The sequence below is a fragment of the Amedibacillus sp. YH-ame10 genome, from assembly GCF_053848885.1.
Map to the genome: position 1 here is coordinate 1 of NZ_JBSPFA010000011.1, position 19,895 is coordinate 19,895.

The following is a 19,895-nucleotide window of genomic DNA, read 5'->3' on the forward strand; positions in this document are numbered from 1 at the left end:
AGCAAGTTCTTTTTTAGCGAAAACAGAAGAGTCTTTAATCAAAAAAATCACCTATAGATAGTATACTATATCTACAGGCGAAATTTAATCTTTCGGAATGTCCTTCAGGACATCTTTTTTATATAAAAAAGGAAGAATTATTCATTCTTCCATATACTATATAACGCTTTTTAATAATTCTTCTGCAGAGATACCATATAGCTTCGCTAAAGCTAAAAGATTCGAGGTACTTGGTTCAGAAGTAGCACTTTCCCATTTTGAAACAGCTTGCCTACTAACACCAAGTGCTTCTGCCACGAACTCTTGTGTCATCTTACATTTTAAACGTTCCTCTTTCAAAGCTTGTGATAATGATTTCTTAATCAAATTCTTTTCTTCACGAACTTCCTTTGATTTTCCATACTTTAATAAAACGCGGATAAGTAAAACAATAAGGGTGATAAATATACTAAGCGTAACAAGTGAGATTAAAATTAAAATGAATGAAACTCTCATAATTAGTACTCCTTTCTTGATATTTATAGCATAGCATTTTCGAAATATCACATCCACCAACTATAACGCTAGAATAGGTTGCGTCATAAATTATCTATTTCTTAAGCACTGTCTTTTTAATATATTCAACCGTGGCATCCGTGCCATGGTCTCTTTGATATTCCAAGATAGATTGTATAAGGTCTTTTGTAGTAGGGTGCATAATAACATGATCATAGCCATTCATAAAGTATTCATATGCACTTCCATCATGATATTGATCTTTCATATAAATACGAGATGCGACAGTACGATCACAATACATTTCCACAACATAATTAACTGGCATTTCAATTGGTTTAATCCCGCCTCTCGCATTATCAAGCCAATATTCCCAATGATGTTTATTGCGTCCTTTGTGATGAAGCCATCCTAAAGAGTACCCTTTTACTTCCTTCTCTTTATCAATAGGACTTCTATTTCCTTGGAAATACTTCACACCAGAATGAAACTCAATCCATGAGTATTTCGATAAATCATGAAGTAGTCCTTGTTTATATAAACCACACCTAAAACATAGCTTTGTGACTGCCAGTTTATGTGTCGTAATTGTTTTAAAGTGTCCATATAATTTTGACATGATTATCATCCTTTCTGTACTAGTATACCATTATTTCTTCTTATTTTCATAGTCTGTTCACATAGACTTCACATTCATGGTTTATGATATTAGTACAAGCTAGAAATAAGCTTGTATCAGGTAATGGAAATGTTTCCCCATCCCTTATAAAATTTATGACAATTATCATGTTTACAATTTTACTTTCCATTATCTGCCTTCATGCTTAGACCTTTGTCCCTCGCAAAGGTCTTTTAATATTATGTGATTAAGTTTAAAGTAAATTTCATATGTTGTGAGTGAGTAATAAAAAACCGCTAGGTTATTTTTTAGGATTCTTATGGAAACGCCATGCTTGAAAGGGAATATAGGCAACAATTAGAACAAGTATAGTTGGCAATATATAATTGATAGGGAATGCAAATTTTTCCATTCCCATCCATAATGGGATGTACAAAACATTAAGTACAATAGAGATCCTAAAGGTAGTAGATTATTGGTTACTATGAAATCTTCTAAATCTTGGATGTTGGTTCCAAATCCTAGAGGTTCTATTAAGGATAATACGCTAAAGCCTAATGTACAAGGTAAAGACAAAACAACAATCAAAACAAAGTTTACAATCACGGCTTTTTTTCTTGTCCAACCTAAGTCCATAGCGAACGCTACAATGTTTTCAAATACTGCAATGATGGTTGTTAACGCCGCAAAGATTGCATCTCCTAAAACCGCAAATAGGCAAGACATCATATATTTAGAAATCTTTTCAACTCTATTTTGTAAACCACGACTACAGATAATAAAACTTATAACAATCGCAACCATCATCCAAAAGATGCATTCCCCTGGGTTTGAAGTCATAGTATGAAAAGTACTATCTACTGTGGCTTTATCAACATGATTGAATTGACCACTCACCATTTTAAAACAATAATTTAACATCCAACCACCTACGGTTGTATAAAACATCATTAATAAATAGTTTCCACCGATGGCAATATATTTGATTCTGTGCCACTTTGTACCTTTTGGTTCTAATACATCAAAACTCTTAGCGGCAGATTTTGTGAAGCGCGTCCAACAGAAAATTCCATTGTCATAATAGGAAATCCTAATAGAACTAAAGAGACAAGATAAAGTAATACAAATGCAGCTCCTCCATATTGTCCAGTAATATAAGTAAATCTCAAAACATTGCCAAGTCCAACTGTACATCCTGCAGATATTAATATAAATCCTAAACGTGATGATAATTTTTCCCTAGATTTCATAAGCATGCATCCTTTCTTGGTTTATTGAAAAGGGCAATGTTCATAAAGTCAAAGAATAATTTTACATAATCTTCAATTCGTATTCACATAGATTACACATTCAAAGAGTATGATATAGCTACAGACAAGGAAAGGTGTCTGTCTATCATAAGGGTAATGTCTCTTCCTCATTCAAAATATATTTCATTACCCTCCTTCATTCCTGTAGACCTCTATACTCCCTCATAGAGGTCTTTTCAATTGCGCGAAGATTTGTTGCGATATCTACATGCATAAATCTTTAGATAGTGCTATACTATAGAAAGAAAAAAGAGGTGTAAATTATGGAAATAGGAAGAAATACACGCTGTTGGTGTGGAAGCGGAAAGAAATATAAACAATGTCATGAAAAGTTTGACGAAAAACTCGCGAAACTTGCGAAAGAAGGAAAGACAATTCCTCAACGTTCATTGATTAAAAATAAAGAAGAAATTGAAGGCATTCGTAAAAGTGGAAAGATTAATACGGGTGTACTAGATTATGTTGCAGAACATATTCATGTAGGCATGAGTACAGATGAAATTGATCAGTTGGTGTACGATTATACAACGAAGCATAAAGCGATTCCTGCACCTTTAAATTATCAAGGCTTTCCAAAGAGTGTGTGTACTTCTATCAATGATGAAGTGTGCCATGGTATTCCGGATAAAGATATTATTTTAATGGATGGAGACATTGTCAATGTAGATGTGTCTACCATTTATCATGGATATTATTCAGATGCAAGTCGTATGTTTATGATTGGAAATGTTTCTGATGAGGCAAAACGTCTTGTGGAAGTTACCAAAGAATGTTTAGAAATCGGTATTAAGGCGGTTAAGCCTTGGGGACATGTTGGGGATATTGGGGCAGCGATTATGGAACATGCCAAAAAGAACGGATATAGTGTAGTAGTGGATTTTGCAGGTCATGGTGTTGGGAAAGAATTCCACGAAGATCCTGTTGTATCTCATGTTGGAAGAGTGGGAACTGGTATGGTATTAGTACCAGGCATGGTGTTTACGATAGAGCCTATGATCAATGAAGGAGATTATCACTTATTTATTGATGCGGATAATGGATGGACATCTTATACAGAAGATGGTAAATTGAGTGCACAGTGGGAACATACTATTCTAGTAACGGAACACGGGATTGAAATCTTAACGTACTAAGAAAGAATACTTTAAAGCATTTGTCGATAACCTTGGTTATATGATGAATGTTTTTATTAATATCTTTTACGTTCTTTCTTTTAAATATAGAGGAAGTCTGTTAAAATATGTAAGAACATGAAAGGGTGATAGAATGCGCGTTGTACTTCAAAGAGTTACACATGCCTCTGTAACAATAGATGGTAAAATACATGGACAAATACAACAAGGATTTTTAGCCCTTGTAGGAATTACACATGATGATAATGAAGAAATTGTTTCCAAGGTCGCAAAGAAATGTGCGCAACTTCGTGTATTTGAAGACGAAGAGGGAAAGATGAATAAAGGGTTAGATGATATAGGTGGAGCAATTCTATCGATTTCGCAGTTTACGCTTTTTGCGGATTGTAAGAAGGGCAGAAGACCAAGTTTTGATAAGGCTGCAAAGCCAGAGATATCAAAGCCTTTATATGAATATTTTAATACGGTATTAAGGCAAGAAGGAATACATGTGGAAACAGGTGTGTTTGGTGCAGATATGAAAGTAGACTTATGCAATGATGGTCCAGTCACCATCATTATAGATAGCTCACAATGGTAAAGGAGGCATACATATGGCAGAAATAGTATATGGTAGTGAAATCGCAAAAGATGTGAAATCAAAACTGAAGATAGAAATTGATCGATTAAAAGAAGAAGGGAAACGAATTCCAAAACTGGTCGTTGTTCTTGTTGGAGATAATCAAGCAAGTATTTCTTATGTAACTGGAAAAGAAAAAGCATGTCATGAAATTGGAATGGAAAATGAACTTTTAAGACTTCCACAAGAAACCACAGAAGAAGAATTGTTGTCATTGATTGATTCTTTGAATAAGGACGCAAAGGTAGATGGTATTTTGGTTCAATTGCCTCTTCCAAGTCAAATCCGTGAAGAAGAAGTATTGTTGGCAATTCGACCTGACAAAGATGTGGATGGATTTCATCCTTATAATGTAGGTAAGCTAATGTTACAAGAAGATACCTTTGTTTCCTGTACACCGAAAGGGATCATCCGTATTCTAGAAACGATAGGATTTGATGATTTAAGTGGGAAAAGTGCAGTAGTTATTGGAAGAAGTAACATTGTAGGAAAACCAGTTGCACAGCTTCTAATGAATAAAAACGCAACGGTTACAATATGTCATTCAAGAACCAAAGATATTGAAAGTGTGACTTCAAAAGCAGATATCGTAGTTGCGGCAATTGGAAAAGCCAAGATGATCACTAAGAATTGGATCAAAGATGGTGCTGTAGTAATCGATGTTGGTATCAATAGAGATGAAAATAATAAAATGTGTGGAGATGTTGATTTTGAAGATGTGGAAGACAAAGCATCTTATATTACACCTGTACCAAAGGGTGTTGGACCAATGACCATTGCGATGTTAATGGAAAATACATTGGAATCTTATTGTAAAAGGGAGAAATGAAAATCTTAGATTTTCTGGAGGTCTTATGGTAAATAAAGAATATGATTTAAATGATATCGTGGAAATGAAAAAAGAACATCCTTGCCATAAATCAAAATATTGGAAAGTGATTCGTATGGGGGCAGATATTCGTATTAAATGTATGGGGTGTGGTACAAGCGTGTTATTCCCTAGGGTTGAATTCGAGAAGAAACTTAAGAAAGTGATTGAAAAAGCAGAAGGTAGCGAAGAATAGTATGATGTGAAAAATATCTCTATATAATGTTAGGGATATTTTTTACATAAATTTCATAGTGTGAGTGTAAGCATACTCAAAATGCACCATGTAGTATGACGTGATACGTAAGTTCTTTGCATATAACATAAAACATGATAAAATGTAACCATTGAATTGAGAGGAATGATGATATGCCATTAACAGCAGGAATCGTAGGTTTGCCAAATGTTGGAAAGTCTACATTATTTAACGCCATAACAAAATCACAAGTGGAGGCAGCAAACTATCCATTTGCGACGATACAACCAAACGTAGGAGTCGTAGAAGTACCTGATCATAGAATTGATCGCTTGGTAGAATTGTTTCATCCAAAAAAGACGATTTATACAACATTTGAATTTACCGATATTGCGGGTCTTGTAAAAGGTGCTAGTAAAGGTGAAGGGTTGGGAAATCAATTCTTAAGTAACATTCGATTAACGGATGCAATCTGTCATGTTGTACGTTGTTTTGATGATGCTAATATTACACACGTAGAAGGGGATGTAGATCCTATTCGCGATATTGAAATTATCAATTTAGAACTAATTCTAGCGGACTTACAAACAGTAGAAAATCGTTTAGGTAAAATTGAACGTAAAGCCATGACAAATAAAGATAAAGATGCTATAAAAGAGGTTGCAGTTTTAAAGAAATTGCAAGAGGCTTTAGTGGCAGCAAGTCCAGCACGAAGTGTAGAACTGAATGAAGATGAGCTATTTATTATCAAAGCTTTTAGTTTGTTAACACTAAAACCTATGATTTATATTGCGAATATGTCAGAAGAAGAAATTTCTAATCCTGATGAAAATCCATATTATGTCAAGGTGAAAGAATTTGCGAAAGCAGAAAACAATCAAGTTGTCGCGATTTGTGCAAAGATTGAAGAAGAATTATCTTCTTTGGATGCAGAAGAAAAAACTGAGTTCTTAAATGATTTAGGAATTGCGGAAAGTGGTTTAGATAAGGTTGTGAAAGCAGCTTACAATATCCTTGATTTATGTACATTCCTTACAGCTGGAGAAGATGAATGCCGTGCATGGACATTCAAAAAAGGAATGATGGCTCCTCAATGTGCAGGTGTTATTCATACCGATTTTGAAAAAGGATTCATTCGTGCAGAATGTTACAAGTTTGATGATATTGATGCGTTAGAAACAGAGCTTGCTGTAAAAGAAGCAGGTAAACTTCGTTTAGAGGGTAAAGAATATGTTGTGCAAGACGGAGATGTATTGCATTTTAGATTTAACGTATAAATGAAAAAGGAAGCGGTTATCGCTTCCTTTTCTTTAGTTTCCATACAATTTTATTCACAATTACCATTGTAATTAAAGCTACAATAAAGGTGATATAAACGTTCTTAGTAAATCCGGCAACAAGATATCCAACCACACAAGAAACAGCGACAATCAAAGCGTATGGTGTCTGTGTGGTGACATGATTAATATGATTACACTGTGCACCAGCTGATGCCATTATGGTCGTATCCGAAATAGGAGAAATATGATCTCCACAAACAGCACCCGCAAGAATAGAAGATATACAAATTACTAATAAAGGTTCTCCTTCCGCAAAGATAGCAGTCACAATAGGAATCAAAATACCAAAGGTACCCCAAGAAGTACCAGTAGAAAAAGCCAAAGCAGCTGCGGCAATAAATAAGATTGCGGGTAAGATTGCGGAAGATATACTCGCATGTTTTAAAAGTTCAGACACAAATATACCTGCTTCAAGTTTGGTAGAAACAAGGTCACCTAATGTCCAAGCTAGTATTAATATGATAATGGCAGGAACCATCATTTTAAACCCTTGTGGAATACAGTCTGCGAAATCTTGATAACGAATAATACGACGAGGAATATACAATAAGAATGTAAAAATCAAAGTAAAGAACGATCCTAATACAAGAGCACTAGATGCATCACAATTTGTAAAGGCAGTAATAAAATCAACACCCTCGAAAAATCCCCCAGTATAAATCATAGCTGTAACACAAGCAATGATTAAGAATAGAACAGGCAGAACCAAATCTAATACTTTTCCTTTATCCGATGTAGGTATTTCTTCATTATTTTGATAATCATGTAGACCAAAGTGAACATCCCCTAATGCAGCACAATTCTCGTTCTCTTCCATTTTACCAAAATCAAAGTCATTACGTATAACATGAATCACCATTATGATAGTTAATAATGCATATAAATTATAAGGAATGGTACTAAGGAATAATGTGAATCCATCACCGCTCGTATATCCACTTACTGCTGCAGCCCAACTAGAAATAGGCGCAATGATACAAATCGGCGCAGCCGTAGAATCAATAATATAAGCAAGCTTAGCACGTGATATCTTAAAGGAATCACTCACTTCACGCATAATATTCCCAACGGTTAAACAATTGAAGTAATCATCTACAAATATAAAAGAACCAAGAGCAAACGTTGCATATAATGCGCCATGCTTTGTATGTATCTTTTTATTCGCCCAAGCGCCATATGCTTTACTTCCACCTGCACGATTCATCAAAGAAACAATCATACCTAGAAATACAAGGAAAATAAGAATTCCTATATTCCAAGTATCTCCTAAATTTTCACCCATCGTATCAAAGATAACGTGTGTTGCGTCTAGTACTTGAAACCCACTTACTAGTAACGCCCCTGATACAATCCCTATAAATAAGGATAAGTACACTTCTTTGGTAATCAGTGCTAAAGCAATCGCTATAATTGGTGGTAATAGCGAGAAAAATGTTGCGGTAAACTCCATAAAATCATCTCCTCCATAAAAAAATGCCTTGTTGGACAGACTCCACCAAAGCATATAATTTCTATACTTTAGATAGCTCTCCACTTTATGTAAAGTGACAGTATTGTGCATGTTGTGCAAAATACCAGAAACATTGAATTGGTGTTCATATGTTTCTTCGGCAAATAACCCTTTCCATATTCACTGCCACCAAGCAGATGTGAAGATGTACTCTTGTGATTTGCGCCTCTATCAATTAACGTTGTTTAGACTACCATTATTCCAACGAAATGTCAATGGAAGTACTTGTAAATCAATATCCAGTTTACAATTTATGCTGTGCATGTTAATATAAAATCAACGAAAGGCAGGTGGTTTGTATGAAAAACCTAATAATAAAACAAAGGAAAGATACGAAACGCCTGTTTAATATAATCTAACAGTGTGTTTAGCATCCCTTCTTTGGGATGCTTTTTCTTTCCCTATGCAACAAACATAAATGGAAAGGATCATAAACAATGAAAACAACAACATGTAGTAAAGAATTTGTAGAATCGATGGTTTCTATGCCATCAAGTAGTGATGCACAAAATGAGTCCTTAAGACAAGAAATAAAAGAAGGATTTCCATTGGAAAAATGCTTTGTTAAAGTTCAGGATGAAAAGGTAGTATGTAGATTGATAATCTTCGAAGAAATGCACTATCTAGCACATTTCACAGTAGAAGATATACCTCAAGAGGAAGTCGATAGTTTCTTAAGCGATGTATTCGTACAATTACCTAGAAATGTGGAGTGGCGCTTAGACTTATATACAGATAAGATACATTATGAAAAAATATATATGGCTTGCCAAAGCTATGCAAATTTATGCATAGAAAGGGAGAGTTACACAATCAAACCGATAAGCAAGGATACCTCTGGTTATACATTTACAAGCGCGATGGATATGGAATATAAAGATGTATTAGAACTCATGATCAAAGCAAGTTCCACCACACTAGATATACTTCTTCAAAAAGAGTACAAAGATTTAGGATTACAGGAAGGTGTTGAAAGTACATTAAAAGAAATCCTAGAAGATAAGGACAGTAATAAATTTTTCCAAATCTTATTGGTACAGGATGTTCCTGTTGGATTCATCGCAATCAATGAGCTGGTGGAAGGTGTTGCGGGTATCACCTATATTGGAGTTATACCTGAGGAACAAGGGCATCATTATAGTAGCTTGTTATTAAATAAAGCGATAGATATTGCACATCATGCCAAAATAGATAAGCTAATTGGAGATATCGATGTTCATAATTTTGCAATTCGTAACAATTTAGTTAATGTTGGATTTCAAAAGGATTGCGAAGAGAAAGTGTTCATTCTTTAGTGAGTATTATGATATAGTATATATAGAGTTAGAAGCCTATCTCTAAATGTATACATTTAAAGATATATTGTTTTTTAAAGAATATATCTTTTTTTTATGATATTTTTTTTCTTTTTCAAATGAAAATATCATTTTTTCAAAGTATCGAAAGGTATACATTTATGATTGTCAAATATGACAAAATACGTGTTAAATATGACAATATATTATTCATAGATATCAAAATCTAGTAAAATGAAAAGGACAAGATAGAATCAAAGGGGAGGGATTTGTATGTATCAAATTGTACTATGTGATGATAATAAAGAACAGTTACAAAAACTAGAAGTTCTTGTGAAGCAAATAAATCATGAAGAGATTGAGATTATTTCATATACAAATGGGGAAGCTTTATTAAAAGATTTATCGAAGTTTCCTAAATCATGTATATTTATATTGGATATTATGCTTGATGGAATGGATGGAATAGAAATTGCGAAAAGGATAAATTCAGTAAATTCAAGAGCAAGTATCATATTTATAACGGCTTATTTGAATTTAGTAACAGATATTTATAATGTAGATCACTGTTTTTTTGTGTTGAAGTCCGAGTTGCAAACTCGTATAGAGTTTGCATTACAAAAGGCAATTGATCAACAAAATAAAAATAGGGAATTGCTTTCTATTCACCAAAACGGAAGCAGAGTGGTTTTTCATTTAGAAGATATTATATATTTTGAGAGAAAATTACGTGTTACATACATTGTATTAGAAGATGATGTAAAGAAAACGGCATTGAAGTTTGACTCTATTATTAAGCAATTACCACCTTATTTTCAAAGATGCCACAATAGTTATATTATAAATTTTAAAAAAATACAGAAACTAAGTAGAAATGTATGTGTGTTAAAAAATAATAATACTGTTCCTATTAGTAGAGCATATAGTAATCAGGTAAAAGAAAAATTTGAAACATATATCATAGAACTGGTCTAGAATGGAGTTATATTAAATGAATTCTTTTATACTTGAGAGGCGGATGCTTCGCTTGTTAACAATCATACAAGTTCTAATGCTTTTGTTTTTACTTGTTTTTAATTACTATATAAAGTCACTTATAGGAACATCGATTTACTATGTTGTCATCTTATCGCTTAGTTTTTTATCCTATTTTCTTCTTTATAAAATAGTGAAAGGTATTTTATTTAAGGCACAAGAAGATGCACAACAGCAAGCGTATATAAAACAAAGAGAATTGGTTGATGAACATTTTCTTGCGATGAAACAAAATGAAGAAAATCTACTTAAGTTAAAAGATGCGATTCTAACTAGAGCTATGCAAGACAGTACATTGTTAAAGAAAACAGAGGAAGAAAAAAAGGAATATTTGAATCATCTTATACTAAGTTTTAAAGGAATGAATAAATTATCAAACTGCCATAATAAAACGATTGATGCAATCTTATATAATAAGGCTCTTTTAGCAGAATCGCGAAGAGTGCCTTTTCATGTGACAGCGCTTATACCTGAAATCATTGGAATAGAACCTATTGATTTGATGTGCGTATTTACGAATCTATTGGATAATGCAATTGATGCGAATAAAAATGTAGATGTAAAATCTCGTTTTGTTCATGTACATACAAAAGTACAAGCGAACTATTTAATTATAAAAGTTGAAAATGCAAAGCCAATAAATCAAACCATCGTTGTAAAGAAACATGGAACAAGCAAGATGGATAAAGAGAATCACGGGCTAGGTATTTCAATAATACAAAATACATGTAAGAAAAACAAAGGGAATTTATATATCGAAGATCAAGGTACGAAGGTAATAATAAAGGCAGTGCTTCGAATAAAGGAGGATAAAGCATATGGCAAGTGAAAACTATGTGTATATCGCACAATTTTTTTATGTTATACAAAATATCGCGCGTATCTACTTCTTTACTTCTACGCTCGAATTAAAACATAATGATCTCAAACATAGAATTATAGCACTTATTGCTGTTTCTGCTTTAAACCAAACGCTTACGAATGTTATATTTGATAACTTTTTTTTGAAAATAGGGATAGATGTAATATTTACCACAGCATTGTTTAAAGTCATGTCTGTAGAGAAGTTATCTAAGATCATACTATACGTCATGTTGTTATTAAATTTGGAAATGATATATGAGTTAGTAATTTCATTTTCTGTAATAGTTACAATTGGTCCTAATGCATTTCATAGTGATTCTTATATATTTAATATTATTCTTCAGATGTATTTTACCTTTATGTTTTCTATGGTTGTTGTGGTAGCAGCTAATGTGTTAAAAAAGAAAACTTTTCAAATTAGTTTTAAGTTAGCAGTTTTGGTTGCGTGTCTTTCTGCTCTTCAATCTTCTGTCATGCTAACTGTTAGTTATGGAGTGTATTTAAAGGTTACTACAGAACGGTTGATATTGCCCGTTATAGGCGCATTACTCTCTTATCTAGTACTTAAGATAATTATGAAACGTATATATATGGAATATAAATATAAAAAGAATGTTGCATATTTTGTAGAACAGTACGAAGAATCATTAGAGAAATATATTGAATTGAAAGAACACGATGAAGAGATTAGTTATCTAAGACATGAAATTTTAAACCAATTAGATACTTTAGAAGCGAGCACCTTTATTTGTCATGAATGATAAATGATTCCAAATATTACATCTTATGTGTTATGTATGCGTGATAAATAGAATTTTATAGTATATAAATCTATAATTTATAATGTATAGCACAGGAGGGTGTTCTAATGAAAAGGAAAAGTTTGAAAATATTTGTTTTAGGTTTATCAGTGGCAATGGGAATTTCAATGTTAGTAGGTTGTTCAAGTGAAGGAGGGAGTAGTAGTACAAGTGTAAGTAGTAATAAACTTAATATAGCAGTTAAAGATAAGTATGTTGTAAATTCAAAAGATAATAAATATGGGCTCATGAGTTTTGATAAGAAACAAGTGATTCCTTTTAAGTATGATTATTTAGGGTATTTGTCATCAGCTGATTTATTTATTGCACAAAAAGACGGGAAATATGGTGTGATTGATATAGATGAGAAGGAAATCTTGCCTTTTAAATACTCTTCAATAGGTATGAACGATACCAAAGACAAACTATATGCTTCTGATTATAAAACAACTACTGTATTTAACTTAGATGGAAAAAAAGTTAAATCTCTTAACTATGGATCTGTTTGGGATAGTGGTAAAGGTAGTGCAATCGTTGGGAAAGATATAAAGGAAGCAGATTATCGTTTAAATGGAAAATTTGGTTTGATTGATGAATCTGAAAAAGAAATTTTAAAACCAGAGTATTCATGTTTGCTTTTTATTCGTGAATACGATAAAGAAACAAATGGAACTAAGTATTTATCCGTTTATGCAGAGAAAGATGGCAAAGCTGGAATTTTTAGTTTGGAAGGTGAAGTCATCATCCCGATGGAATATAATAGTACAAATAAATTAGACACGGGGAATGAACAATTTTATGTAACCTATAATGGATATACACAAAGTTACTTTGTTAACAAAGGTGAGAAATATGGTGTATTAGATAAGAGCGGAAAACAAATTATAGAGACAAAATATGATTCTATTCGTGGAGACCATAACGGGTATATTGCGACCTTAGATGAAAAAGATACAGTCTATGATTTAAAAGGGAATGTTATGTTATCCGATGACACAATAGATGTTGTGAGAATTTCTGATAATGGTCTTATTTCTGTGGTGAAGGATGATGAAAGTTATTATGTTGATTCAAAAGGTAATAAAGTTGAAATTAAAGGTTTGAAAAATAAAGAGCATATCTTGACTTTAGGAGCTTTTGATGAATTAGGTAATGCATATTTAAGATATGGTGTATCGGATAGCATAGAAGTTGCAATGATAAATGAAGAAGGGGATACTGTTATTGGACCATTTAAAGAAGATGAAAATATGATGATAAACATTTTTAAAATTGGGAATATCAATGAAAACTCTTATTTCACTGACGTTGTTTTAATAAATGAACCAAATTTGAAGAATAATTCGGACTATGTAGTAGAAGTAAGAGAACCTGATAAAAACGATGTTTACCAAACGGTGAATTCAACTTTATATGATAAGACGGGAAAGAAAAAGAATGAGTTTAAAGGTACGATTAGCTATTATGAAGCTTCAGAAGACCTTTATGACATTTATATAAAGAAGAATGAAGGATATTTGCATGGACTAATGAACCGTGATGGAAAGGCGGTTGTAGAACCAATCTATGATTATATATCTACTTTTTATGATGATTATCTAGTTGCTCAAAAAGGAGATAAGCATTGCTTGTTAGATAAAGGGACTGGTAAAGTTGTAATAGAGTATTAGATTTTATAGTTTCTTACATTATTATAAAATTTATTATTTATTGACTGTTCACGATTAAGGAAATTAATAGTTATTTCAAACTGTTGAAAGTGAAATAAAGTTTAAAATGAGGGATTTGAAAAACTTCGGAATTTGGATAAGGCAATATAATTGAAACGGAGTGTATAGCGTGAAAAAAATTGTTAGTATAGTTTTAATAGGCAGTTTATGTTTAAGTGCATGTACTGGGAACCAAAAGGAATCAACCGATATATCTTATGGTGAAAATGTAAAACTAGAAAGTTATTTCAAGTTAAACAAGGGAGAAACAATTTCTTCTCTATTAACGATAGACTCAAAAATCATAGGTATTTATGATGTAAATGCGGTTATTGTCGATAAGGATAAAAAAGAACGCAAAGAGAATAGAAAATTAACAGTAAAAGATAGTGAAAAAGCTACTATTAAGCTGTTACAGAATGAAAATAAGACTTATGAAATACCTTTTAAGGCGTCGTTTAATGTGATTGGAAATATCGATAAGATAGAGGATAAAGTGGATGGTGAATATAAAGAGATTGATATTGTAACTAAAGAAGTTTATGAAAAAGAAATAAAAACGTTAAAAGATTTAAAGAACAAGGCAGAAAAACAGATATTCACTACGAATGAATCTTTAGAAGAATATAAAAACACTAGAGCAAGAAATGGGTATACTCTTGTAACAAGCGATGTTAACGTTGAAAAGGAAGGTACTTATGTAGTTGAAGTTTGTACAATTGATAAAAGTTATAACATTACTGAAATAAGCTATGCTTTGAAAGTAGTAAAAGAAGGAGAAAAAGTATCAGAGAGTAAGCTTGCGGTTGGTGTTGATGGTACCAAAATGGGGAAAGCAACATCGTACACAATTACTAATAAAACAAACGAAGAAGCTAAGGCAGAACCTAAGAAAGAAGAAGAAACAAGTCTTCCAACAGATGATGTACAAAGCCAACAGAAGTTTGAGAATAATATTGTTACAGGAGGTGCAGTTAGCTCTCAAGGAAGCCCTGTTTTGCAAGCTGCTTTAAATTATGTTGGTTCTCATATGATGTGTGATGAATTAGCTACTATGGCTTTGGTGAATGGAGGATATTTAACAGGAACTCCTGAATCAATTTTTCGACATAATGGTGTATACAACATAGGCGTTTATCAAATGCCAGCTATAGGATCATATATTTCCGAAGGACAAGCAGTTCCAGGTGACTTAATCCTTTATGATAATGGTGGATATGGTTCTATGCACGTCGCGGTTTATGCAGGAAATGGAAAGGCAGTACATGGTGGTTATAATGGAGCAAATGTCGTAGTAAGTACGGTGTATTTAGGGAGTGGACCTAGATATTTTCGCGTTGCACCTATGACTTGGTCAGATGTATCGATGAAAGTTTATGGACATGGAACGGATAGCAATGGGAATGTTATATGGCCAGAAACTAAGCCTCCCACAAATCAAAATCCATCTACCAATAATCCAGGTGGCAACAGTGGTAGTGGAGATAGTCCGGAAGTGGATGACCCATGGGGAGATATTGACTTTGGTCAAGGAAACGCAACTTATACTTATACGTATAATGGTTCGACAAGTGTAAGTTTTGCATCTACGAGCACGGTAGATAGTGATTTTGTATATGCGCAATTACAACAAGTTGCAGAGGGGACAATTACACGAGAACAAATGGTAGCGAATTTACTAGGGAAAGGTTATACGGTTACAGGATAATGCTGAGAGATATAAAACGAGGAGAAGTAGCATGAGAAAGATAAATATATTATTTTGTCTTGGATTGGTAGTGCTTTGCGGATGTTCAAGTGCGAACAAAGGGAATTTAAGTAGTTCTGGCAAAGGAACAGATGAAAATTCTGAAAATGAAACTTCCAACGCTTGGAATCTTGTGAATGAAGGATTCGAAAAACTGATTAATATAGATAAAACTGTTCATGTTGATGGAGTAACACAAGAGATTGCACATATAGATATAGATAGTGAATATAACATGCTTAAAGGGTCTTATGAACAGTATTATGATGTAGGTGATTTAAAAGGAGATACAGGTTCATTTGAAACATATGGTTTCATGGATAATCTTAGTATCAATCTTTCAGATAAAAAAGGTGATAAATATTTTGAGGATAATTTTGGAGAGAGTTATATAAAGAATGCAGATGAAACATTTGGTCATAATGAGCCTACAGTGGATAATCTAAAAAAGATTTATATCAAAGATATACTTTATCAGTTCAAACCCTCTTTGATTAAGATAGATGAAAAAAATGTAGTGTTTACAAACACATCGTATGATGGAGAAGTAGTTGAAGAAACGAAATCAATAGAGGATATAGGAGACAATTATTATCTAAACTTCTTAGAAAATTTTAAAATGAGTGATCGACCTGACTTTGGAAAACGTGGGAAAACAGATTATCGGTTTTTGAATGATGAATATTTTGATGGCTCTATAGAGGAAAAAGATGATACCACAATTGTTACATTCAAATTTAATAAGAACACATCTAAATATAAAACATTTTATGAATCTGATTTGTATAATGAGTTAATGACAGGTAAGGGAGCATATAACGTTATAGATACGACCGTAGAAGCAAATAAAGATGATCCTTTAGCTTCTCTAGCGCAGCAGTGCAAAGATGACGTGTGTAAAGATGTATATTTAAAGCCTGCATTCAATGATGAAATAAAATCTGCAGAGCTAGTTGTTGTATTAGATAAAGAAGGGTATCCTATTTCTTATGATCGATTGATATTGTTAACTTTTGATAAATACGATATAACACTTCCGTATTTTGCTAAATATACATTTGAAAGAAAATAAAGATAAAAAAATGGAATTAGAACATATTTGATATTCAAAACGACCTTAAGAATCCACAAAAGTGGCAACTTAAGGTTTTTATTCAGAATTTAATGAATTCTGAATATTCTTGTAATAGTGTTTTAATTAAGATTCTGTGACTATTTAGGGTATAAATAGTGAAATTATAACGGTAAATTGTTTCATAAAAAATGTAACTGAATTTTTTTTATTTACAATGCCAAAATTGTTTATTTTACTGTATAATAGTACGAAGAAGCTCAGTTTGTGGATGAAATCCAAGTTCTATGGATATAGAATGGAAATGCATCCTTTCTATAAAAAGCTGATGTAAAAGAAATGCGTATATAAAAGCTTTTGTTTTTTTTATGTTTTACCGTATTTCTATTGAACAAGGAGGAGAAGACATTATGATTACAGTTATTAAGAAAAGAGATGGACGTGAAATTCATTTCTCTCCAGAAAAAATTACAAGGGCAATTTTTTTGGCAGCATCACATGTAGCACAAGAAGTGGGGACTGCTGCAGATTATGCAACAGCAGAAATGTTGACAGAACAAGCGGTAGGTTTGTTGAACAACATGTACCAGAATACAATTCCAACGGTAGAAGAAGTACAAGATGCCGTTGTTAAGGTTTTGATTGAAAACGGTCACGCTAGAACAAGTGAGGCATATATTTTATATCGTGCAGAACGTACTAGAATTCGTAGCATGAAATCTCGTTTGATGAAATCTATCGAAGAGATTACATTTGCGGATAGTAATGAAGCAGATATTAAACGTGAAAATGCGAACATCGATGGAAATACAGCGATGGGAACCATGTTACAATACGGAAGTGCTGTTTCTAAGGAATTCTGTATGTCACAATTAATGAACCCTCAACATGCACAGTTGCATGAAAATGGGGACATTCATATTCATGATATGGACTTTATGAATATGGGGACTTTGACTTGTTGCCAAATTGATTTAGATAAATTATTTAAAAATGGTTTCTCTACAGGACACGGTCATTTAAGAGAACCAAAAGATATTACGAGTTATGGTGCTTTAGCAGCGATTGCTATTCAGAGTAATCAAAATGATCAACATGGGGGACAAAGTATCCCTGCATTTGATTATTACCTTGCTCCAGGTGTTGCGAAGACTTTCCGTAAAGAATATATGAATAATATGAATCGTGCTTTAGAATTGATTGTAGACCTTGTTGTTGATGTAAAAGCAAACTTCATGGAAGTAGAAGAACAAACAGGAAAAACTGCAACTATGATCATTGATGAAGACTTCGTTATTGCATTGAATGATATGATGAAGAAAGAATATCAATTGAATGATGATCAGATTTCTATGGTAAATGCATTTAGTTATAAAGAAGCAACGAAAGCGACAGATCGTAAAACATATCAAGCAATGGAAGCATTCGTACATAATTTAAATACCATGCATTCACGTGCTGGTGCACAGGTTCCTTTCTCAAGTATCAACTTTGGTACAGATATGACACCTGAAGGAAGATTGATTTCAGAAAAACTTATGCTTTCACAAGAAGCAGGTCTTGGGAATGGAGAAACTCCAATATTCCCAATCCTTATCTTTAAAGTAAAAGAAGGAATTAACTATAATCCAGAAGATCCAAACTACGATTTATTTAAATTAGCAATGCGTGTATCCGCAAAACGTTTATTCCCTAACTTTAGTTTCATGGATGCGCCATTCAATTTGCAATATTATAAACAAGGACAGCCTGAAACAGAAACAACATACATGGGTTGTAGAACTCGTGTAATGGGAAATGTAAATGGTCCTGAAGTAGCGACTGGAAGAGGAAACAACTCTTTTACATCATTGAATCTTCCACGTATTGGAATCAAACATGGAGTTGCGATCAATGGTGAATTCAATGAAGGTGCATTCTTTAATGAATTAGATGAAAAGATGCAAATTATTATTCAACAGTTATTAGAACGTATGGAAATTCAAGGAAAGAGAAAAGTGAAGAACTTCCCATTCTTAATGGGACAAGGAGTTTGGATCGGTTCTGAAAAACTTGGATGGGAAGATACACTTGAAGAATTAGTAAAACAAGGAACCTTAACCATTGGTTTCATTGGTTTAGCTGAGTGTTTGAAAGCATTGATTGGAGAACATCACGGAGAAAGTGAACGTGCTCAAAAATTAGGTCTTAAAATTATTCAACATATGCGTGAGATTTGTGATGACGCAACAGAGAAGTATAAATTAAATATTTCCCTTATTGCTACTCCTGCAGAAGGATTATCTGGAAGATTTACACGTATTGATAAGAAAATTTATGGAATTATTCCAGGTGTTACAGACCGTGATTATTATACAAATAGTTTCCACGTGCCTGTATACTATCATATTACAGCCTTCAAGAAGATTCAGAAAGAAGCTCCTTATCATGAATTTACAAATGGTGGACATATCTCTTATGTGGAAGTGGATGGAGACCCATCTAATAACTTAGAAGCATTTGAATCTATCGTACGTTGTATGAAAGAAGCTGGTATTGGTTATGGAAGTATTAACCATCCAGTAGACCGTGACCCTTGTTGTGGATATAGCGGTGTCATTGAAGGGCATATTTGTCCAAAATGTGGACGTGATGAAACAAAAGGTGAATACAAGTTTGAAAAAATTCGTCGCATCACAGGATATTTAGTTGGTACAGTAGATCGTTTCAATAATGGTAAAGCAAGCGAAGAGAGAGATCGTGTAAAACATGGTTAATCAGCTTCGCCTAGCTTCACCCCTACAGTTTGATAGCATTGTAGATGGACCTGGTGTGCGTATTGTTGTATGGACACAAGGCTGTATTCATCAATGTAAGAATTGTCATAATCAACAAACGTGGGATGCCTTTGGTGGAGAAGTATATCATGTAGATGAACTTGTTGAGCAAATTCAAGAAGCGAATCTACAAACAGGAATCACCTTCTCAGGAGGAGAGCCATTTCTACAAGCAGAGAATCTATTGCCACTAGCAAATGTCGCAAAAGAAAAGAAGTATTCGATTTGGGCGTATAGTGGATTCTTATTTGAAGATTTGATAAAGGATGCACAGAAAAAAGAGTTATTATCTTATTTGGATATTTTAGTAGATGGTAAATTTATAGAAGAATTAAAAGATTATAGACTCGTATTCAAAGGAAGTAAGAATCAAAGAATTATTGATGTACAGGAATCATTAAAAAGAAATGAAGTTGTCATATCAACATATGATGAACGAAATCAAAAACTAGGCTTATAACTTAGTT

Annotated in this window: 19 protein-coding genes and 1 riboswitch; of the genes, 14 read left to right on the forward strand and 5 right to left on the reverse strand. The window is 33.1% G+C overall.

Annotation, left to right across the window (positions count from 1 at the left end):
- Positions 1 to 156 precede the first annotated feature (156 nt).
- From ACWG42_RS05920 to ACWG42_RS05935, 4 genes are all read right to left on the reverse strand, one after another.
- Positions 157 to 495 (reverse strand): helix-turn-helix transcriptional regulator, encoded by a 339-nt coding sequence (locus ACWG42_RS05920; RefSeq protein ID WP_455790808.1) that lies wholly within the window; start codon positions 493 to 495, stop codon positions 157 to 159.
- Between the two features lie 94 nt (positions 496 to 589).
- Positions 590 to 1,114, reverse strand: coding sequence for a DUF5662 family protein (locus ACWG42_RS05925; protein ID WP_455790810.1), 525 nt, complete (start codon positions 1,112 to 1,114; stop codon positions 590 to 592).
- Between the two features lie 357 nt (positions 1,115 to 1,471).
- Entirely contained in the window at positions 1,472 to 2,035 is a 564-nt protein-coding gene (locus tag ACWG42_RS05930; protein WP_455790812.1) for a hypothetical protein, read from the reverse strand.
- 92 nt (positions 2,036 to 2,127) lie between these two features.
- Positions 2,128 to 2,364 (reverse strand): hypothetical protein, encoded by a 237-nt coding sequence (locus ACWG42_RS05935; protein ID WP_455790814.1) that lies wholly within the window; start codon positions 2,362 to 2,364, stop codon positions 2,128 to 2,130.
- Between the two features lie 323 nt (positions 2,365 to 2,687).
- On the opposite strand from ACWG42_RS05935, the gene ACWG42_RS05940 reads away from it, so the two are divergent.
- The 5 genes from ACWG42_RS05940 to ychF all read left to right on the forward strand — a co-directional run bounded on the left by ACWG42_RS05940 (position 2,688) and on the right by ychF (position 6,517).
- Positions 2,688 to 3,557: a methionyl aminopeptidase gene (locus ACWG42_RS05940; protein ID WP_455790816.1), complete on the forward strand. Its 870-nt coding sequence runs from the start codon at positions 2,688 to 2,690 to the stop codon at positions 3,555 to 3,557.
- A 133-nt stretch (positions 3,558 to 3,690) separates the two neighbouring features.
- Positions 3,691 to 4,137, forward strand: a complete 447-nt coding sequence (gene dtd, locus ACWG42_RS05945; protein ID WP_455790818.1) for a D-aminoacyl-tRNA deacylase — start codon at positions 3,691 to 3,693, stop codon at positions 4,135 to 4,137.
- A gap of 13 nt (positions 4,138 to 4,150) precedes the next feature.
- Positions 4,151 to 5,005 carry a bifunctional methylenetetrahydrofolate dehydrogenase/methenyltetrahydrofolate cyclohydrolase FolD gene (gene folD / locus ACWG42_RS05950; RefSeq protein WP_455790819.1) on the forward strand — a complete coding sequence of 285 codons (855 nt, stop codon included), beginning with the start codon at positions 4,151 to 4,153 and terminating at the stop codon, positions 5,003 to 5,005.
- 25 nt (positions 5,006 to 5,030) lie between these two features.
- Positions 5,031 to 5,240 (forward strand): DUF951 domain-containing protein, encoded by a 210-nt coding sequence (locus ACWG42_RS05955; protein ID WP_455790820.1) that lies wholly within the window; start codon positions 5,031 to 5,033, stop codon positions 5,238 to 5,240.
- 173 nt (positions 5,241 to 5,413) lie between these two features.
- Positions 5,414 to 6,517, forward strand: a complete 1,104-nt coding sequence (gene ychF / locus ACWG42_RS05960; protein ID WP_455790822.1) for a redox-regulated ATPase YchF — start codon at positions 5,414 to 5,416, stop codon at positions 6,515 to 6,517.
- A gap of 16 nt (positions 6,518 to 6,533) precedes the next feature.
- Here ychF and ACWG42_RS05965 read toward each other — a convergent pair whose 3' ends face one another.
- Complete coding sequence (locus ACWG42_RS05965) at positions 6,534 to 8,030, reverse strand: Na+/H+ antiporter NhaC family protein (RefSeq protein WP_455790824.1); 1,497 nt, start codon at positions 8,028 to 8,030, stop codon at positions 6,534 to 6,536.
- 65 nt (positions 8,031 to 8,095) lie between these two features.
- A riboswitch (Lysine riboswitch) is annotated at positions 8,096 to 8,269 on the reverse strand.
- A 258-nt stretch (positions 8,270 to 8,527) separates the two neighbouring features.
- On the opposite strand from ACWG42_RS05965, the gene ACWG42_RS05970 reads away from it, so the two are divergent.
- The 9 genes from ACWG42_RS05970 (at position 8,528) to nrdG (ending at position 19,888) form a co-directional block, all read left to right on the forward strand.
- On the forward strand, positions 8,528 to 9,385 hold the full coding sequence (locus ACWG42_RS05970; protein WP_455790825.1) for a GNAT family N-acetyltransferase: 858 nt from the start codon (positions 8,528 to 8,530) through the stop codon (positions 9,383 to 9,385).
- Positions 9,386 to 9,658: 273 nt separating this feature from the next.
- Positions 9,659 to 10,360: a LytR/AlgR family response regulator transcription factor gene (locus tag ACWG42_RS05975; protein ID WP_455790826.1), complete on the forward strand. Its 702-nt coding sequence runs from the start codon at positions 9,659 to 9,661 to the stop codon at positions 10,358 to 10,360.
- Positions 10,361 to 10,412: 52 nt separating this feature from the next.
- Complete coding sequence (locus ACWG42_RS05980; protein ID WP_455790827.1) at positions 10,413 to 11,249, forward strand: GHKL domain-containing protein; 837 nt, start codon at positions 10,413 to 10,415, stop codon at positions 11,247 to 11,249.
- A complete protein-coding gene (locus ACWG42_RS05985) occupies positions 11,239 to 12,045 on the forward strand; it encodes a hypothetical protein (protein WP_455790829.1) in 807 nt (268 codons plus the stop codon). The genes ACWG42_RS05980 and ACWG42_RS05985 overlap by 11 nt, the downstream gene beginning before the upstream one ends.
- 107 nt (positions 12,046 to 12,152) lie before the next feature.
- The gene (locus tag ACWG42_RS05990) at positions 12,153 to 13,754 is read left to right on the forward strand and encodes a WG repeat-containing protein (RefSeq protein WP_455790830.1); all 1,602 of its coding nucleotides are present in this window, start codon (positions 12,153 to 12,155) and stop codon (positions 13,752 to 13,754) included.
- A 169-nt stretch (positions 13,755 to 13,923) separates the two neighbouring features.
- Positions 13,924 to 15,501, forward strand: a complete 1,578-nt coding sequence (locus ACWG42_RS05995; protein WP_455790831.1) for an NlpC/P60 family protein — start codon at positions 13,924 to 13,926, stop codon at positions 15,499 to 15,501.
- Between the two features lie 31 nt (positions 15,502 to 15,532).
- The gene (locus tag ACWG42_RS06000) at positions 15,533 to 16,612 is read left to right on the forward strand and encodes a hypothetical protein (protein WP_455790832.1); all 1,080 of its coding nucleotides are present in this window, start codon (positions 15,533 to 15,535) and stop codon (positions 16,610 to 16,612) included.
- Between the two features lie 410 nt (positions 16,613 to 17,022).
- Positions 17,023 to 19,368, forward strand: coding sequence for an anaerobic ribonucleoside triphosphate reductase (locus ACWG42_RS06005; RefSeq protein WP_455790834.1), 2,346 nt, complete (start codon positions 17,023 to 17,025; stop codon positions 19,366 to 19,368).
- Positions 19,361 to 19,888, forward strand: coding sequence for an anaerobic ribonucleoside-triphosphate reductase activating protein (gene nrdG / locus ACWG42_RS06010; protein ID WP_455790835.1), 528 nt, complete (start codon positions 19,361 to 19,363; stop codon positions 19,886 to 19,888). The genes ACWG42_RS06005 and nrdG overlap by 8 nt, the downstream gene beginning before the upstream one ends.
- Positions 19,889 to 19,895: the final 7 nt, after the last annotated feature.

Coding starts and splice junctions, on each gene's coding strand:
- ACWG42_RS05920 (WP_455790808.1), bottom strand. CDS start 495: ATGAGAGTTTCATTCATTTTAATTTTAATCTCACTTGTTACGCTTAGT.
- ACWG42_RS05925 (WP_455790810.1), bottom strand. CDS start 1,114: ATGTCAAAATTATATGGACACTTTAAAACAATTACGACACATAAACTG.
- ACWG42_RS05930 (WP_455790812.1), bottom strand. CDS start 2,035: ATGTTAAATTATTGTTTTAAAATGGTGAGTGGTCAATTCAATCATGTT.
- ACWG42_RS05935 (WP_455790814.1), bottom strand. CDS start 2,364: ATGAAATCTAGGGAAAAATTATCATCACGTTTAGGATTTATATTAATA.
- ACWG42_RS05940 (WP_455790816.1), top strand. CDS start 2,688: ATGGAAATAGGAAGAAATACACGCTGTTGGTGTGGAAGCGGAAAGAAA.
- dtd (WP_455790818.1), top strand. CDS start 3,691: ATGCGCGTTGTACTTCAAAGAGTTACACATGCCTCTGTAACAATAGAT.
- folD (WP_455790819.1), top strand. CDS start 4,151: ATGGCAGAAATAGTATATGGTAGTGAAATCGCAAAAGATGTGAAATCA.
- ACWG42_RS05955 (WP_455790820.1), top strand. CDS start 5,031: ATGGTAAATAAAGAATATGATTTAAATGATATCGTGGAAATGAAAAAA.
- ychF (WP_455790822.1), top strand. CDS start 5,414: ATGCCATTAACAGCAGGAATCGTAGGTTTGCCAAATGTTGGAAAGTCT.
- ACWG42_RS05965 (WP_455790824.1), bottom strand. CDS start 8,030: ATGGAGTTTACCGCAACATTTTTCTCGCTATTACCACCAATTATAGCG.
- ACWG42_RS05970 (WP_455790825.1), top strand. CDS start 8,528: ATGAAAACAACAACATGTAGTAAAGAATTTGTAGAATCGATGGTTTCT.
- ACWG42_RS05975 (WP_455790826.1), top strand. CDS start 9,659: ATGTATCAAATTGTACTATGTGATGATAATAAAGAACAGTTACAAAAA.
- ACWG42_RS05985 (WP_455790829.1), top strand. CDS start 11,239: ATGGCAAGTGAAAACTATGTGTATATCGCACAATTTTTTTATGTTATA.
- ACWG42_RS05990 (WP_455790830.1), top strand. CDS start 12,153: ATGAAAAGGAAAAGTTTGAAAATATTTGTTTTAGGTTTATCAGTGGCA.
- ACWG42_RS06000 (WP_455790832.1), top strand. CDS start 15,533: ATGAGAAAGATAAATATATTATTTTGTCTTGGATTGGTAGTGCTTTGC.
- ACWG42_RS06005 (WP_455790834.1), top strand. CDS start 17,023: ATGATTACAGTTATTAAGAAAAGAGATGGACGTGAAATTCATTTCTCT.
- nrdG (WP_455790835.1), top strand. CDS start 19,361: ATGGTTAATCAGCTTCGCCTAGCTTCACCCCTACAGTTTGATAGCATT.